This window comes from Pseudomonas sp. LBUM1676 (assembly GCF_059695605.1).
Window position 1 is genome coordinate 1,730,493 of sequence record NZ_CP166777.1, and the last position, 15,285, is coordinate 1,745,777.

Genomic DNA, 15,285 nt, shown 5'->3' on the forward strand with positions numbered 1-15,285 from the left:
GTACCGGCTTCTTTACCCTCGTGCGGTGCCGCCGGCAGGCACGCGAAATATGATTGATCAGCGCTGATGGAATGGCTAATCCCGTCCATCTGAAAGTGCTTTCCAAGGAGATACCCATGCAGATGAACCCCAACAAAGACACCCAGCTGTGCATGTCCCTTTCCGGGCGCCCTGGCAACTTTGGCTTGCGATTTCACAATCATCTGTACGAACAATTGGGCCTGAATTTCTATTACAAGGCCTTCAGCAGTCAGGACTTGCCAGGTGCTGTCGCGGGTATTCGCGCCCTGGGGATTCGTGGCTGTGGCGTGTCGATGCCGTTCAAGGAGGCCTGCATTGCGCTGGTCGACGAGCTGGATGCGTCGGCCGCGGCCATTCAATCGATCAACACCATCGTCAACAGCAATGGCCACCTCAAGGCCTACAACACCGATTACATCGCCATCGCCCAACTGCTGGAAACCCACCAGGTCCCCAAAGACTCGACCTTCGCCCTGCGCGGCAGTGGTGGCATGGCCAAAGCCGTGGCCAGCGCCTTGCGTGATGGCGGCTACAGCAATGGCCTGATCGTGGCCCGTAACGAACGCGCCGGGCGTGCCCTGGCCCAGGCGCTGGGCTATGAATGGCAGGCTGAACTGGGCGCGCGACGTGCGCAGATGCTGATCAATGTCACACCGATCGGCATGACCGGCGGGCCGGATGCCGAGCAACTGGCGTTTGATGCAGACACCATTGCCGCTGCAGAGACGATCTTCGATGTGGTGGCGATCCCCTCGGAAACCCCGCTGATCCTGCGCGGTCGTGCCGAAGGCAAGCGGGTGATTACCGGGCTGGAGGTGATTGCGATTCAGGCGTTGGAGCAGTTTGTGCTTTATACCGGCGTGCGGCCGACGGATGAGCAGTTTCGTAAAGCCGTGGAGTTTGCTCGCAGCTGATCCCTCAAGGTATCTGGTGGCTGTACTGGCCTCTTCGCGAGCAGGCTCGCTCCCACAGGGGATTGGCGTCGCACACAAGCTTTGCAGTCGCCAGAGAGTCCTGTGGGAGCGACCCTGCTCGCGAAGGCCGCGACTCGGTCCCAAGTCTTACCCGGTCAGCTGCCGCAAATTTCCCTGCCTATACTGCCCCCCAGCAAGCAAAGACTTGCCTCCCCATAAAACCGTGACCGAGGTTCCCCATGCATCCGCCCATTCTCAACCTGAATCAGGTCGAACCCGAGCCCCTGCCAGAAGCCCTGGCGCCCACCGGCGAAACAGCCGGCCGCTATCAACAACGGATCGCCCGCGTTGGCCAGCAACTGGGGGCGCAAAAGCTCGGTTATCGGTTGTATGTCCTGGCACCGGGCATGCGTGGCAGCCCGTTCCATAGCCATCGGGTCAACGAGGAAATGTTCTATATCGTCGCCGGGGAAGGGCAGGTTCGTCTCGGGGCCGAACGCTTTGCGATCCGCGCCGGTGACGTGATCGCCTGCCCGCCGGGCGGGCCTGAAGCGGCGCACCAGATCATCAACACCAGCGAGGGCGAGTTGCGTTATCTGGCGGTCAGCACCCAGCAATCGCCGGAGATCTGCGAGTACCCGGATTCCGGCAAGTATGCGGTGATGGACGATTTCAAGGTGGATGCAGAGGGTAATGCGACGGGCTTCGTCGCCGTCGCCCGGCAGGCGGACGGCGTGGATTACTGGGACGGCGAATAAGATTCCCTCTGTAGGAGCGAGGCTTGCCCGCGAAGGCGATTCAATGTCCAACATTGTCGTCGAATTGGAAATCGACTTCGCGGGCAAGCCTCGCTCCTACAGAGTTTCGCGCAGGCTATTCGAGGCGTGCCAGTCGTTCTTCCAGCGCTGCAATCCGCGCTTCCAGCTCTTCGATCCGCTCCAGCGACACGCCACTGCTGGCGCCGCGTTCCACCGGATTGCTGCGCGCCGCCAGAATCACCTCGATATCCGCCGGATCACCCAGCGCATGCATGTAGCGATCTTCACGCTGCCCCGCCTGGCGTGGAATCAGCAGCGCCAGGCCACGGGCAATCAATCGCTCCAGCTGATGCACCACCTGCTCGGTGTCTTCGAATTCATGCATGCGGCCGCTGCGGGTCAGCAGTTCATTGACCGTCTGCGGGCCGCGCAGGAACAGCAGGCCCGTCAGGATGACCTGGGCCGGCACCAGTTCCAGCGCCTTGTCGACCTTGTGCTCCCAGCGATCGGCACGGCTGCCCATGACCAGCCTGGTAAAGCCGCGGCCTTCGAGGGCGCGCAGGCTCTGGCCGACCTGGCCCTGGGTGAGGTTCATCACCGGCTCGCGACTGGTTTTCTGGTTACAGGCGATCACCAGGGCATTGAGGGTCAGCGGATAGGTTTCCGGGCTGGTGGCCTGCTTTTCGATCAACGACCCCAGAATGCGGATTTCCGTGCTGTTGAGGCGCGGTTCGTCGGATGTGGTTTCTTGCTCAGTGCTCATCGCGCTTTCCCTATGCAGTCGAAGCATGCAGTCGAAGCCGCCTAGCGTAATCCTTGCTGGATAAAAGACAAGTCGCAGGAGCGTCGCGCATGGCTATAATCGGCCCACGTTTACCTCCTGTCACAACATGAGACTGCCATGACCATTTCCCTGTATGACGCTTCCGTTCCAGTTTTCAAACAAATGCTCAACGCCCTGAGCGATGTTTTGAACAAGGCCGAAGCCCACGCCACCGCGAAGAACATCGATCCGAACGCGTTGCTGCAAGCCCGGCTGTACCCGGACATGTTCCCGCTGGTACGCCAGGTGCAGATCGCCGTTGATTTCGCCAAGGGTGTTTCCTCGCGCCTGGCCGAGATCGAAGTGCCGAAATACGACGACACCGAAACCACCTTCGCCGAACTGCAAGCGCTGATCGCCAAGGTCCTGGCCTATATCGGCGAGATCAAGCCCGAGCAGATCGCCGGCAAGGAAGGCATCGAGATCGTCACTCGCCCAGGCACGCCAAAAGAGAAGCGCTTCACCGGCCAGGCTTACCTGCTGAGCTACGGTCTGCCGCAGTTCTTCTTCCACGTCACCACCACCTACGCCTTGCTGCGTCACAACGGTGTGGAAGTGGGCAAGCGCGATTACATGGGCGCGTTCTAAACCGAGCAGGTACAAAAAAGCCCCCGCAGCCTTAGGCTACGGGGGCTTTTTCATAGATGCGCATTATTCATTTCCACCACCGATCCTGTGGGAGCGAGCCTGCTCGCTCCCACAGGGGGGGGCGGTGTTAGGCCAGGCGTTGTGCTTTGTCTTCTTCGCCCAAGCACGCCGCGGCCGTAAACAGCACATCCGTAGACGAGTTCAACGCCGTCTCCGCCGAATCCTGCAACACCCCGATGATGAAACCCACCGCCACCACCTGCATGGCGATTTCACTCGGGATGCCGAACAGGCTGCACGCCAGTGGAATCAGCAGCAGCGAACCGCCGGCCACACCCGAAGCGCCACAGGCACAGATCGCCGCGACCACGCTCAGCAGGATCGCGGTCGGGATATCCACCGCAATGCCCAAGGTGTGCACCGCCGCCAGTGTCAGCACGGTAATGGTGATCGCCGCGCCGGCCATGTTGATGGTGGCGCCGAGCGGGATCGATACCGAGTAGGTGTCTTCGTGCAGGCCCAGGCGCTTGCTCAGCTCCAGGTTGACCGGAATGTTCGCCGCCGAACTGCGGGTGAAGAAGGCGGTGATGCCGCTTTCGCGCAGGCACATGATGACCAGCGGATAGGGATTGCGGCGCAGCTTCCAGAACACGATCGCCGGGTTCATCACCAGCGCCACGAACAGCATGCAACCGAGCAGTACGGCCAACAGATGCAGGTAGCCGATCAGGGCACCGAAACCGGACGTGGCGAGCGTCGAGGCCACCAGGCCGAAAATCCCCAGCGGCGCGAAGCGAATCACCATGCGCACGATCAGGGTCACGCCATTGGACAGATCACCGAGCACTTCGCGGGTGGTGTCACCGGCATGGCGGATGGCAACGCCCATGCCGATCGCCCAGGCCAGGATGCCGATGAAGTTGGCGTTGATCAGTGCACTGACCGGGTTGTCGACCACGCTCAGCAGCAGGCTTTGCAGCACTTCACTGATGCCGCCCGGCGCAGTCACCGCGACGTCGTGGCTGGACAGCACCAGGCTCGAGGGGAACATCATGCTGGCAACGACCGCGACCACCGCGGCGGCAAAGGTGCCCAGCAGATACAGAAACAGAATCGGCCGGATGTGGGTTTCCTGGCCGTGTTTATGGTTGGCGATCGACGCCATGACCAGCACGAACACCAGGATCGGTGCGACGGCTTTCAAGGCCGAGACAAAGACTTTGCCGATGAACGCGGTGGACTTGGCCACTTCCGGCGCGACCAGCGCCAGGACAATCCCGGCGATCAGGCCGATGATGATTTGCGTGACCAGGCTCAAGCGATTCAAACGATTCAATAGCGAAGGGGATGAAGCGGTCATAAAGCGGCATCTCTGATTTTATTAGGTGCGGGGTAGCGCGACATCAATGCCAATCACTGGCCGATGAACAGGGTGTACGTATCGCAGGGCGCGGACTTTATCACAGCGTCGTCCCGATCCTTCAGACCTGTGACGATCTGCCGCCCGCGTGTTAAACGAGAAAGGCAGGTTCGTGCAACCGCGTCCGGAAACACTCTGTTAAGATTGCCCATCCTCATTTTCATGTTCTGCCAGCGGGCCCCCGGGCTGTCGCTGGTGTCGTCGTTTTCTGGAGTTCTGCATGCTGTTGCCCATCCTTCTGTTGTCCGCCGCCGGTTTCACGGTGCTGACCACGGAATTCGTCATCGTCGGCCTGTTGCCGGCGATCGCCCGCGACCTTGACGTCAGCATCCCGCAAGCGGGTTTGCTGGTGACCTTGTTCGCCTTTACCGTCGCCGCCTTCGGGCCGTTCCTGACCGCGTACTTCGCCAGGTTCGAGCGGCGCAAGCTGTTCATCTCGGTGCTGATCATGTTCGGCCTGGCCAACACCCTGGCGGCGTTTGCGCCGAACATCTGGGTGATGGCCATCGCCCGCCTGGTTCCGGCGCTCGGGCTGCCGGTGTTCTGGGCCCTGGCCAGCGAGACGGCGGTGGATATCGTCGGGCCGGACTTTGCCGGTCGCGCCATCGCCAAGATCGGCTTCGGGATTGTCTGCGCCACGGTGTTCGGCATTCCGGTGGGTACGCTGATTTCCGATGCCTTCGGTTGGCGCAGTGCGTTCGGCATCCTGGCGGTGATCGCCTTTGCCAAGGCGCTGCTGCTGTTCATCTACCTGCCGTCAACCAACCTGCATCAGCATCAAGTGAGCTTTCGCTCGCAGTTCAAGATCCTGCGCAGCCCGCTGATGATCGGGCATGTGCTGCTGTCGATCCTGGTGTTCAGCGGCATGTTCACCGTCTACACCTACCTGGCGGACATCCTTGAGCGCCTGGCCGGCTTCAACGGCACGGTGGTCGGCTGGTGCCTGATGGGCTTCGGCGCGGTGGGGCTGATCGGCAACTCGTTGGGTGGCCGCGCTGTGGATCGTCACCCGCTGATCGCTTCGGTAACGTTCTGCGCGTTCATGATCGCCGGCATGGTGGCGCTGGTGCCGAACATTCATTCACCGCTGGGCCTGGCGGCGGCGATGGGGATCTGGGGCGTGACCCAGGCGGCCTTGTTCCTGGTCAGCCACGTGCGCCTGATGAAGGCTGCGCCCGAAGCGCCGGCCTTTGCCGCGTCGCTGAACATCGCCGGGGCCAACCTCGGCATCGGCCTGGGCGCCATGGTCGGCGGCCGGGTGATCGACAGCGTCGGCCTGCAAGGCCTGGGTTTTGCGGCGGCCGCTTTTATCCTGGTCTCGATCCTGTTGGCCATGGCGCTGATGACCTTCAAGCCCCGCGAAGTCTGCGCCTGACCCTTCACAGCTCGGTGAACAGTTCGCGGCGGGCCCCTTCGGTAATGGCGACAATGCCGGGGTGCTTGACCTTGCGTTCCACCGAAATGGCGTAGAACGACTCGGTGACCGCGTGGGTCTGGCCAATCGACTCCACGCCATATTGGCGTTGCACCTCGTCGGCAATCACGCTCGGACCGATGAAAATCCCGCTGCCGGATTGACCGAAAGCCTGCATCAAGGCGCTGTCGTCGAACTCGCCGACAATGCGCGGCTGGATCTGCTGTTCGGCAAACCAGCGCTGCAAGCGACTGCGCACCACGGTTTCCGGCCCGGGTATCAGCAGCGGTGCGCCGTGCAGGCTGCGCGGAAAGTCCTGACCGTACTGCGCGGCCAGTTTGGCGGTGGCAAAGAAGCTGATGCCGCATTCGCCGAGTTTCTGGCTGTAGCCCTTGATGTCCAGGTGCGAGGGCATCGGGCTGTCGGAAATCACCAGGTCCAGGCGCTGGATGGCCAGGTCGGCCAGCAGCCGCTCCAGCTTGTCTTCGCGGCAGGTGATGCGCAGCGGTTCGCTCAACTCCATGGTCGGCGCGATCAGCCGATAGACGATGGATTTGGGCACCACGTCCGCCACGCCGACCCGAAACAGGATCTGCTGCTCGTTGGGCTGCGCCCGCAGCATCAATTCCAGCTCGCCGCCCAGCTGAAACATCTGCTCGGCGTAGGGCAGGGTCTGACGCCCGGCCTCCGTCAGCTCAAGCTGACGGCCAACCCGGCGAAACAACTCGATGCCGTAGGTCTGTTCGAGCAGGGAGATCTGCCCGCTGATGGTCTGCGGGGTCAGGTTCAACTGCTCGCAGGCGCGCACGATGCTGCCGGTCTTGGCCACTACCCAGAAGTAATGCAGCTGCCGATAATTCAACATTTTGTTTATTTTCCCCGGGACAGATCCCCTGAACACCTGTTTAAGAGTGTTTTTGATTCTGGATTCGTAATAACCGAAGTATAGACGGTAAAAATACGAATTTTCCTGAAGTGTTTGTCTCCTTAGAATGCCCCGCTATCGACGGGAGGCCTTTTCGGCTCTGTCTGTTCTATCGAGGAAAGCATGATGAAGCTTAAAACCACGGCGCTGCTGATTACGTCTTTACTGGTATTGGCCGGTTGCGACCAGGCCGAGAAAAGCGCTCAACAACTGATGGGCAAGGCTGCCGAAAGCGCCAAGCAAGCGATCGACGATACGCATAAAGCTGCCGAGCAGGCGATCAGCGACGCCACGGGCGGGCTGATCAGCAAGAAAGAATCATCGGCTGAAGACAAGCGCAGAAACGAGTCTTCGTCCCAGGAAATCTAAACCGTCTTAAACGAGTCAGGACTGACCCATGGAATACCTTTTAGAACTTGCTGCAAGCCCCACCGCCTGGGTCGCCCTGGCCACGTTGATCGTGATGGAAATCGTGCTCGGCATCGATAACCTGATCTTTATCTCGATCCTGACCAATAAACTGCCCGAGCAGCATCGGCAGAAGGCGCGACGCATCGGTATCGGCATGGCGCTGATCCTGCGTCTGGCCCTGTTGAGTACCATCGCGTTCATCGTCCAGTTGACGCAGCCGGTGATCGAAATCCTCGGCCACGCGTTCTCCTGGAAAGACATGATCCTGATCGCCGGCGGCCTGTTCCTGTTGTGGAAGGCCACCACCGAGATCCATCACAGCATGGACCCGGCGCCGGAAGATCCGAAGTCGGCGACCTCGACCGTGACCCTGGGCTTTGCGGCCGCGATCGGGCAGATCCTGATGCTGGACATGGTGTTCTCCATCGACAGCATCATCACCGCTGTCGGCATGACCGAGCATTTGCCGATCATGATCATTGCAGTGGTGGTGTCGGTATTGGTGATGTTGCTGGCGGCTGACCCGTTGGCCAAGTTCATCAACGACAACCCGACCGTGGTGATGCTGGCCCTGGGCTTCCTGATCATGATCGGCATGACGCTGATTGCCGAAGGCTTCGGCGCTCACGTACCGAAAGGCTACGTCTACGCGGCGATGGCGTTCTCGGCCACGATCGAGGGGCTGAACATGGTCTCCCGGCGGGCGAAACAGAAGCGGCTCGCCGCCCGGGCGTAACCTTCGATGAATGAAACGGCCGCCTGAACTCGCAAGAGTCCAGGCGGCCGTTTTTGCTTGTGCGACCTGAAAGCGCCAATCAGTGCGCGGCGGCGTGGCCGGTGTCGGGTTTTTCAGTGGCTGCCGGCGTTGCCGGTTGCACAGGAGCGTGATGGTGGCGGCGGGTAATACGCAGGACGCCCCACAGCATCGCCGCGGCGACGGCCAGCCAGCCGGCAATCAGCATCACTATGGTCATTGTCAGGCTCATCGGTGCCTCCTCTTTGCCCTGCTGCGGGCACACACTCTCTGCAAATGACAGTCTAGCCGCTGCCGTGTTTCAGGCTATTGACCAAAGGTCGGCTGTGACCAACCAGTTCGCTCTATCGATCGCAAACAACTACCGGTGAAGGCTATACCGCTGTCGCCTGGCGTCCTATGATCGACGGCCAAGCCGGGAGCACGTATGCCTGGCGTCTGAACAAGTGAGTGATGATGGTGCGGGTATTCTCTCGAATTCTTTGCCTGGCCCTGCTGGTGGGCAGTGTTGCAGGTCTGGCGGGCTGTGCGGGGAGCGTTGCCCCGGAAATAAAGCGCCTGCCGGAACGGGTCGAACTGAGCGGTACTTTCTACCGTGGGCAAGACAATCAGAGCGGCCCTCAGGTGCTGGCCAGCCTGTTGTCGCAGCAGGGCATCGTGATTACCCCGGGTTTGCTCGACAAACCCCTGGGTTTGCCGGGTGCTGAAGCCCGGCTGCAGCAGAATATGCAGAACCTCGCCCGCGAGTACGGCATGGTGGTCTATCCCCTGGACGCCAACCTGCCTGCACTGTTGGCCCAGGTCGCGGCCGGGTATCCAGTGATGGTGCGGTTCACTGAGTTCTGGGCGGGTCCGCGTTACGCCATTCTCGCCGGGTACAACCGTCAGAAGCAGACCGTGCTGCTGCGTGCCGGGATGAATCGGCGGACGCTGATGAGCTTCAGCTCATTTGAATCGGCGTTCAAGGATGCCGGAGGGTGGGCGGTGCTGATCCAGAAACCGGACCAGCTGCCGGCCAACGTCGATCAGCAGCGCTGGTTGAAGGCGGCGAGCGACCTGGCCCAGGCCGGCCAGGAGCAGGCGGCAGCCCGGGCGAAGAAGGCGCTGTCCGCGCAGTAGGTCCCGTTCGTCATCTGCAGGGCACTGTCACCGGCGATTGGCCTCTGAGGTAAAAGGACCCGGATTTTTCCGGGTCGGTCCTTTAATTCCGGGACACACCCAAGGAGGCGCCCATGGCCCATACCAATACCCCCGATGGCCCGCACTCGTCCGAGCATTCGTCCGGCGATGAGTTGGGCTTCGACCCCGATTCGCCGGACCTCGCCGATCCACAGGTCGATCCCATCGGGCCGGCCAAGGCGCCAAGGGACGTGAAGCCGGGCGATGACGACAAGGCCCCGGCGAAGCCCTACGATCCTCTCGCCGATCTGAAACCCTGACCCCCAGTGAGGTGCGTATGTCTACCGATTCGAGTTTCAACGACAAACGTCCGGACAGCGTTCCAACCACACCCGAAGCGGCCCCCAACGATCCGGTGATGGATCCGAACAGCCCGTTGCGGGACCCTTTGGCCAGGCCGGTGGTGACGCCAACGGAACATCCCCAGGGCCATAGAGATCCGAGCGCCGGAGATGGCATTCCGGACGACGACCAGATGCCCCTGCCCAACGATTAACGTCTACCCCCCCTGTAGGAGCGAGCTTGCTCGCGAAAAACGTCAACGATAACGCGCTATTCCTGAATAAACGCGCCGTCCTTGCGGCCTTCGCTCCTACAGGATCGGCGGATTCAGGGGCAGCGGCGGATTCAGGCGCGGCTGGTTTCGTCCTATTTCGACGCCTCCACCACACCGCTTTGCCGATTCTTCAGGTTCTTGTCGGACTTGTACTGCAGGGCCACCGACGGCACATCGGCGCCCCGGCCGGTTTCGACCCAGCTGCGAATACGGCTGGCATCGGCAAAGTGGGTGTATTTGCCGAATGCATCGAGAATAACCAACGCCACCTGGCGGTTGCCCATGCTGGTAACCAGCACCAGACAGTGACCAGCCTCGTTGGTGAAACCGGTTTTCGTCAGTCTGATGTCCCAGTTCGGCTTCCTGACCAGATGGTCGGTGTTACGAAAACCCAGGCTGTAGTTGGGTTTACGGAACGTGACGGTCTTCTCCTTGGTGGTGCTCAGCTGGGTCAATAGCGGATATTTGTGTGCGGCCACCAGCAGCTTGCTCAGGTCGCGGGCGGTGGACACGTTGCGCGGGGACAGGCCGGTCGGCTCGACGAAGTGGGTGCTGGTCATGCCCAGCGCGCGGGCCTTGGCGTTCATCGCGGCAATGAACGCGACATAGCCGCCCGGATAATGATGGGCAAGGCTGGCGGCGGCGCGGTTTTCCGAAGACATCAGGGCAATCAGCAGCATTTCCCGACGCGGCAATTCGCTTTTTAGCTTGACCCGGGAAAACACGCCTTTCATTTCCGGCGTGTCGCTGATGTTGATGGAAAGGTATTCGTCCATGTTCTGCCTGGCTTCGACCACGACCAGGCCGGTCATCAGTTTGCTGACGGAAGCGATTGGCACCACCACGTCAGGATTGCTGGCATAGATGATCTTGTTGGTTTGCATATCCATCAGCAAGGCGCTGCCGGATGCGATCTTCAATTGTTTGGCATCGCGTGGCGCCGAGGTGGTTTCGGCAGCGATGGTTATTGGCGTGATGAAAGACCCGGTAACAGCAAAAAACAGGCTCAGGATGGAAAGACGGATTTTCACGCTGGCAGACTCATGAAGTGTTGATAAGCCGTTATGTAACGGGCTGTTTCGTAAAAAAGCGCGGTATTCTGGAGTATGGCTGAATAACTGTCGATGGTTGTTCAAGGATGGGGGCAAAGTCCTTGGAAACATGAAAAAAAGCTAATTTCCGGCGGGTGGTCGAGGTTTTTTTCGTGGGCGAAAAGAACCCTGCCATTGGGCTTGATGCTGTTCGCTTCAGGAGATGAATGGCGGGCTGGAATTGTTGATTGTGTGTGCGGTTTTTTGCAGTAACGGGGAGGAGGACATGCCTTTGTTTCTGTTACGGCGAGAGGGCGGGGTACCTATCCGTTTCTTGCTCTCTGATCCGTATGCAAACCGAACTGTGGGAGCGGCCTGCTCGCGAAGAGGGCGTGTCAGTCGACATCAATGCCGTCGGTCAATCCGCCTTCGCGAGCAGGCTCGCTCCACAGGAATCGCGGCCGTGCACAAATATCGTGCCCAACACAAAACCCCTGTCGGAGCGAGCGATACGGCGACCCGACTTGCCCGCGAAGAGGCCGTGACACCTGTAACCGGCATCAGCCGTGCAGCGTCTCCGCTGCATACAAGGTATTTTCCAGCAGGCAGGCACGGGTCATCGGGCCAACGCCACCGGGAACCGGCGTGATCCAGCCAGCCCGGGGCAGGGCGGTATCGTAGATCACGTCACCGACCAGCTTGCCGTCTTCCTGGCGATTGATGCCGACGTCGATCACGATCGCGCCTTCCTTGATCCACTCACCCCGGACCAGCCCCGGCTTGCCGGCGGCGACCACGACCAGGTCGGCACGACCGACGTGGCCTGCCAGGTCCTTGGTGAAGCGGTGAGTGACGGTCACGGTGCAGCCGGCCAGCAACAATTCCATCGCCATCGGGCGGCCTACGATGTTGGAAGCGCCGACAATCACCGCGTCCATCCCGTAAAGATCGGCACCGGTGCTTTCCAGCAGCGTCATGATGCCTTTGGGCGTGCAGGGGCGCAGCAGCGGAATGCGCTGGGCCAGGCGACCGACGTTATAAGGGTGGAAACCGTCGACGTCTTTATCCGGACGAATGCGCTCCAGCAATCTGGAGGCGTCCAGGTGTTCAGGTAGAGGAAGCTGCAGCAGAACGCCGTCGATAGCCGGGTCATCGTTCAGGCGATCGATCAGATCGGTCAGTGCTTCTTGAGTGGTTTCGGAAGGCAGGTCATAGGCTTGCGAAAGGAAGCCGACCTCTTCACAGTCTTTACGCTTGTGCGAGACATAAACCTGAGAGGCAGGATCGCTGCCGACCAGGATCACCGCGAGGCCGGGCGTGCGCAGGCCTTGCTGGCGACGCTCGGTGACGCGTTTGGCGATCTGCTGGCGCAGGCTGGCGGCGATCGATTTGCCGTCGATTAGTTGTGCAGTCATTGCGCGTGATTAACCATCGAGAGGTGAAAAAAAGAGAGCGCATTCTCGCATGTCACGCGGTGAGGGCAAAGGCGCTTGGTCTGCAAATTCCCCTAACCCCTTTAATTAAATGAATTTTTTTCAAAAAAGAGTTGACGACCTTCAGGGTCACCTATAACATTCGTCGCACTTGTCGGGCACAGCCTAGCACTGGTTAAGAAGGTTGAGCGGAGTTGATGTTTGATTCGGCGAGACTGAAAGCACTTAGTTTGTAATCGTCCAAGAATACAGATTAATAAGGCGCCCGTAGCTCAGCTGGATAGAGCATCCGCCTTCTAAGCGGATGGTCGCAGGTTCGAGTCCTGCCGGGTGCGCCATTAGGCAGCTTTGGCACAAGTAACGCAACATGGCAATATGGTGGGCGTAGCTCAGTTGGTAGAGCACGGGATTGTGACTCCCGTTGTCGAGGGTTCGATCCCCTTCGTCCACCCCATATTTAGAAAGGCGCCAGATTAACAGTCTGGCGCCTTTGCTTTAAAAGCTTGATACGCGGATGTGGTGGAATTGGTAGACACACTGGATTTAGGTTCCAGCGCCGCAAGGTGTGAGAGTTCGAGTCTCTCCGTCCGCACCATACAAGTCGCTATTTAATAGCAGAAAACGGCGCAGCACCTGAAAAGGGCTGCGCCGTTTTTGTTTCAGAAGTCGGAAATTTCAAGGCAACCGCGGGTTCCGGGTTGAGAGGGCAGGTCGGCTCGTCGCATTTTTGTTTCTCGATGATGCTGATTCGCCCGCCGTCAGGGGGATATGGCCGCTTCTTCCTATATATAGAAGGACTGGTGCAGAGCCTTGGCTTGATTGAGTGTATTTGCTAACAGGGCGAGGCATAACCGTTTGTCCCCGCCTATAAATTGCCTGCTGCTTTTTTACCCGTTTTCAGTAGGGTGACTTCTTGAGTATGACCCACTAGAATGCATGCCCTTGATTCTGGGGTCGGAAACGGCCGGCTAACGTCTGTGCAACGAGGAATATCCATGCAAGTTTCTGTTGAAAATACTTCTGCTCTTGAGCGCCGCATGAGCATCACCGTGCCGGCTGAGCGCATCGAGACTCAGGTCAACAAGCGTCTGCAGCAGACTGCCCAAAAGGCCAAGATCGCTGGTTTCCGTCCAGGCAAAGTGCCGATGAGCGAAATCAAGCGTCGTTTCGGTGCTGATGCGCGCCAGGAAGCGGTAGGCGACGTGATCCAGTCTTCGTTCTACGAAGCGGTTGTCGAGCAAAAGCTGAACCCGGCCGGCGCGCCTTCGATCGAGCCAAAGTCGATCGAAGCGGGCAAGGACCTGGAATACGTCGCGGTTTTCGAAGTGTTCCCTGAGTTCACCGTTGCCGGTTTCGAAGGTATCAATGTCGAGCGCCTGAGCGCTGACGTGGCCGACGCCGACCTGGACAAGATGCTGGAAGTGCTGCGCAAGCAGAACACCCGTTTCGAAGTGGCCGATCGCGCCGCTCAGAACGAAGACCAGCTGAACATCGATTTCGTCGGCAAGGTCGACGGTGAAGTGTTCGCCGGCGGTTCCGCCAAGGGTACTCAGCTGGTACTGGGTTCCGGCCGCATGATCCCTGGTTTCGAAGACGGCCTGGTTGGCGCCAAAGCCGGCGAAGAGCGCGTGCTGAACCTGACCTTCCCCGAGGACTATCAGAACCTCGAGCTGGCTGGCAAAGCCGCTGAGTTCACCGTGACCGTGAACACTATTTCCGAGCCGAAACTGCCTGAGCTGAACGAAGAGTTCTTCGCTCAATTCGGCATCAAGGAAACCGGCCTGGAAGGCTTCCGCACCGAAGTTCGCAAGAACATGGAGCGCGAACTGCGTCAGGCGATCAAGTCCAAGGTCAAGAACCAGGTCATGGACGGTCTGCTCGAGACCAACCCGATCGAAGTGCCAAAGGCGCTGCTGTCCAACGAAGTCGACCGTCTGCGCGTGCAGGCCGTTCAACAGTTCGGCGGCAACATCAAGCCTGACCAACTGCCGGCCGAGCTGTTCGAAGAACAAGCCAAGCGCCGCGTAGTCCTGGGCCTGATCGTGGCTGAAGTGGTCAAGCAATTCGACCTCAAGCCCGACGAAGCCCGCGTTCGCGAAATGATCCAGGAAATGGCTTCGGCCTACCAGGAGCCTGAGCAGGTTGTGTCCTGGTACTATAAGAACGACCAGCAACTGAACGAAGTTCGTTCGGTTGTGCTGGAAGAACAAGTTGTGGATACTGTTCTGCAGAAAGCTAGCGTGACCGATAAATCGGTCTCTTACGAAGAAGCGGTCAAGCCGGTAGAAGCTCCACAAGCCGACTGATTGATTTTGCGTTAGAAGTACACACCATAAGCCAGCTCTCGAGCTGGCTTATGCGTATTCAAGACAAAACTATTTGGGAGCGACTGCAGAGCATGTTCCGTAATTCTTATATTCAGCAGAACTCTGATATCCAGGCCGCAGGCGGCCTGGTCCCGATGGTTGTCGAGCAATCCGCTCGCGGCGAGCGCGCCTATGACATCTACTCGCGTCTCCTCAAGGAGCGAGTGATCTTTCTGGTTGGTCCGGTAGAGGACTACATGGCCAACCTGATTTGTGCGCAGCTGCTGTTCCTTGAAGCGGAAAACCCGGACAAGGACATCCATCTCTACATCAACTCCCCGGGCGGTTCGGTGACCGCAGGCATGTCGATCTACGACACCATGCAGTTCATCAAGCCGAACGTGTCGACCACCTGTATCGGACAGGCGTGCAGCATGGGCGCATTCCTGCTGACGGCCGGTGCCCCCGGCAAGCGTTACTGCCTGCCGAACTCGCGAGTGATGATTCACCAGCCACTGGGCGGTTTCCAGGGCCAGGCGTCGGATATCGAAATCCATGCCAAGGAAATCCTCTTCATCCGTGAGCGTCTCAACACACTGATGGCCAAGCACAGCGGGCACACGCTTGAAGAAATCGAGCGCGATACCAATCGTGATAATTTCATGAGTGCGGAAGCTGCCCGTGAGTACGGGCTGATCGATGAAGTGATCAACCAGCGCCCCGCTTAAATTAAGCACCTCAAAATAGGGCTG

17 protein-coding genes and 3 tRNA genes are annotated in these 15,285 nt (G+C 59.5%); 14 read left to right on the plus strand and 6 right to left on the minus strand.

From position 1 onward, the window contains the following. The first annotated feature begins 116 nt into the window (after positions 1-116). Both ACA041_RS08100 and ACA041_RS08105 read left to right on the plus strand, forming a co-directional pair. Entirely contained in the window at positions 117-935 is an 819-nt protein-coding gene (locus tag ACA041_RS08100; protein ID WP_497440642.1) for a shikimate 5-dehydrogenase, read from the plus strand. Positions 936-1,174: 239 nt separating this feature from the next. Then, on the plus strand, positions 1,175-1,693 hold the full coding sequence (locus ACA041_RS08105) for a cupin domain-containing protein (protein WP_497440643.1): 519 nt from the start codon (positions 1,175-1,177) through the stop codon (positions 1,691-1,693). Between the two features lie 115 nt (positions 1,694-1,808). Here the strand turns inward: ACA041_RS08105 and ACA041_RS08110 are convergent, their stop codons facing one another. Continuing rightward, positions 1,809-2,456, minus strand: coding sequence for a YceH family protein (locus ACA041_RS08110; RefSeq protein WP_497440644.1), 648 nt, complete (start codon positions 2,454-2,456; stop codon positions 1,809-1,811). Between the two features lie 138 nt (positions 2,457-2,594). Between ACA041_RS08110 and ACA041_RS08115 the strand changes: the two genes are divergently transcribed. Continuing rightward, positions 2,595-3,104 (plus strand): DUF1993 domain-containing protein, encoded by a 510-nt coding sequence (locus tag ACA041_RS08115; protein ID WP_064676664.1) that lies wholly within the window; start codon positions 2,595-2,597, stop codon positions 3,102-3,104. A gap of 127 nt (positions 3,105-3,231) precedes the next feature. Here the strand turns inward: ACA041_RS08115 and sstT are convergent, their stop codons facing one another. Continuing rightward, complete coding sequence (gene sstT / locus ACA041_RS08120; RefSeq protein WP_497440645.1) at positions 3,232-4,464, minus strand: serine/threonine transporter SstT; 1,233 nt, start codon at positions 4,462-4,464, stop codon at positions 3,232-3,234. Positions 4,465-4,744: 280 nt separating this feature from the next. Here sstT and ACA041_RS08125 point away from each other — a divergent pair, with 280 nt between their 5' ends. After that, positions 4,745-5,899, plus strand: coding sequence for an MFS transporter (locus ACA041_RS08125; protein ID WP_497440646.1), 1,155 nt, complete (start codon positions 4,745-4,747; stop codon positions 5,897-5,899). A 4-nt stretch (positions 5,900-5,903) separates the two neighbouring features. Here ACA041_RS08125 and nhaR read toward each other — a convergent pair whose 3' ends face one another. Beyond that, positions 5,904-6,803 (minus strand): transcriptional activator NhaR, encoded by a 900-nt coding sequence (gene nhaR / locus ACA041_RS08130; protein ID WP_497440647.1) that lies wholly within the window; start codon positions 6,801-6,803, stop codon positions 5,904-5,906. Positions 6,804-6,989: 186 nt separating this feature from the next. On the opposite strand from nhaR, the gene ACA041_RS08135 reads away from it, so the two are divergent. Together ACA041_RS08135 and ACA041_RS08140 are read left to right on the plus strand one after the other, a co-directional pair. Continuing rightward, positions 6,990-7,232 (plus strand): hypothetical protein, encoded by a 243-nt coding sequence (locus ACA041_RS08135; protein WP_497442025.1) that lies wholly within the window; start codon positions 6,990-6,992, stop codon positions 7,230-7,232. Between the two features lie 28 nt (positions 7,233-7,260). Continuing rightward, a complete protein-coding gene (locus ACA041_RS08140; RefSeq protein ID WP_497440648.1) occupies positions 7,261-8,010 on the plus strand; it encodes a TerC family protein in 750 nt (249 codons plus the stop codon). A 79-nt stretch (positions 8,011-8,089) separates the two neighbouring features. On the opposite strand, the gene ACA041_RS08145 is transcribed toward ACA041_RS08140, so the two are convergent. Further along, a complete protein-coding gene (locus ACA041_RS08145; protein ID WP_497442214.1) occupies positions 8,090-8,248 on the minus strand; it encodes a hypothetical protein in 159 nt (52 codons plus the stop codon). Between the two features lie 233 nt (positions 8,249-8,481). Here ACA041_RS08145 and ACA041_RS08150 point away from each other — a divergent pair, with 233 nt between their 5' ends. The 3 genes from ACA041_RS08150 to ACA041_RS08160 all read left to right on the plus strand — a co-directional run bounded on the left by ACA041_RS08150 (position 8,482) and on the right by ACA041_RS08160 (position 9,703). After that, the gene (locus ACA041_RS08150; protein WP_497440649.1) at positions 8,482-9,147 is read left to right on the plus strand and encodes a peptidase C39 family protein; all 666 of its coding nucleotides are present in this window, start codon (positions 8,482-8,484) and stop codon (positions 9,145-9,147) included. Positions 9,148-9,260: 113 nt separating this feature from the next. Further along, on the plus strand, positions 9,261-9,467 hold the full coding sequence (locus ACA041_RS08155) for a DUF6021 family protein (RefSeq protein ID WP_497440650.1): 207 nt from the start codon (positions 9,261-9,263) through the stop codon (positions 9,465-9,467). Positions 9,468-9,484: 17 nt separating this feature from the next. Next, a complete protein-coding gene (locus ACA041_RS08160; RefSeq protein ID WP_497440651.1) occupies positions 9,485-9,703 on the plus strand; it encodes a hypothetical protein in 219 nt (72 codons plus the stop codon). 152 nt (positions 9,704-9,855) lie between these two features. Here ACA041_RS08160 and pbpG read toward each other — a convergent pair whose 3' ends face one another. Further along, positions 9,856-10,794, minus strand: a complete 939-nt coding sequence (pbpG, locus tag ACA041_RS08165; protein WP_497440652.1) for a D-alanyl-D-alanine endopeptidase — start codon at positions 10,792-10,794, stop codon at positions 9,856-9,858. Between the two features lie 560 nt (positions 10,795-11,354). Further along, a complete protein-coding gene (folD, locus tag ACA041_RS08170) occupies positions 11,355-12,209 on the minus strand; it encodes a bifunctional methylenetetrahydrofolate dehydrogenase/methenyltetrahydrofolate cyclohydrolase FolD (RefSeq protein WP_497440653.1) in 855 nt (284 codons plus the stop codon). Positions 12,210-12,488: 279 nt separating this feature from the next. Between folD and ACA041_RS08175 the strand changes: the two genes are divergently transcribed. The 5 genes from ACA041_RS08175 to clpP all read left to right on the plus strand — a co-directional run bounded on the left by ACA041_RS08175 (position 12,489) and on the right by clpP (position 15,261). Continuing rightward, positions 12,489-12,565 (plus strand) — tRNA-Arg (locus ACA041_RS08175). 40 nt (positions 12,566-12,605) lie between these two features. Then, positions 12,606-12,681, plus strand: a tRNA-His gene (locus ACA041_RS08180). A gap of 56 nt (positions 12,682-12,737) precedes the next feature. After that, a tRNA-Leu gene (locus ACA041_RS08185) sits at positions 12,738-12,822 on the plus strand. 400 nt (positions 12,823-13,222) lie between these two features. Further along, a complete protein-coding gene (tig, locus tag ACA041_RS08190) occupies positions 13,223-14,533 on the plus strand; it encodes a trigger factor (protein ID WP_497440654.1) in 1,311 nt (436 codons plus the stop codon). 92 nt (positions 14,534-14,625) lie between these two features. Further along, complete coding sequence (clpP, locus tag ACA041_RS08195; protein WP_219097672.1) at positions 14,626-15,261, plus strand: ATP-dependent Clp endopeptidase proteolytic subunit ClpP; 636 nt, start codon at positions 14,626-14,628, stop codon at positions 15,259-15,261. Positions 15,262-15,285: the final 24 nt, after the last annotated feature.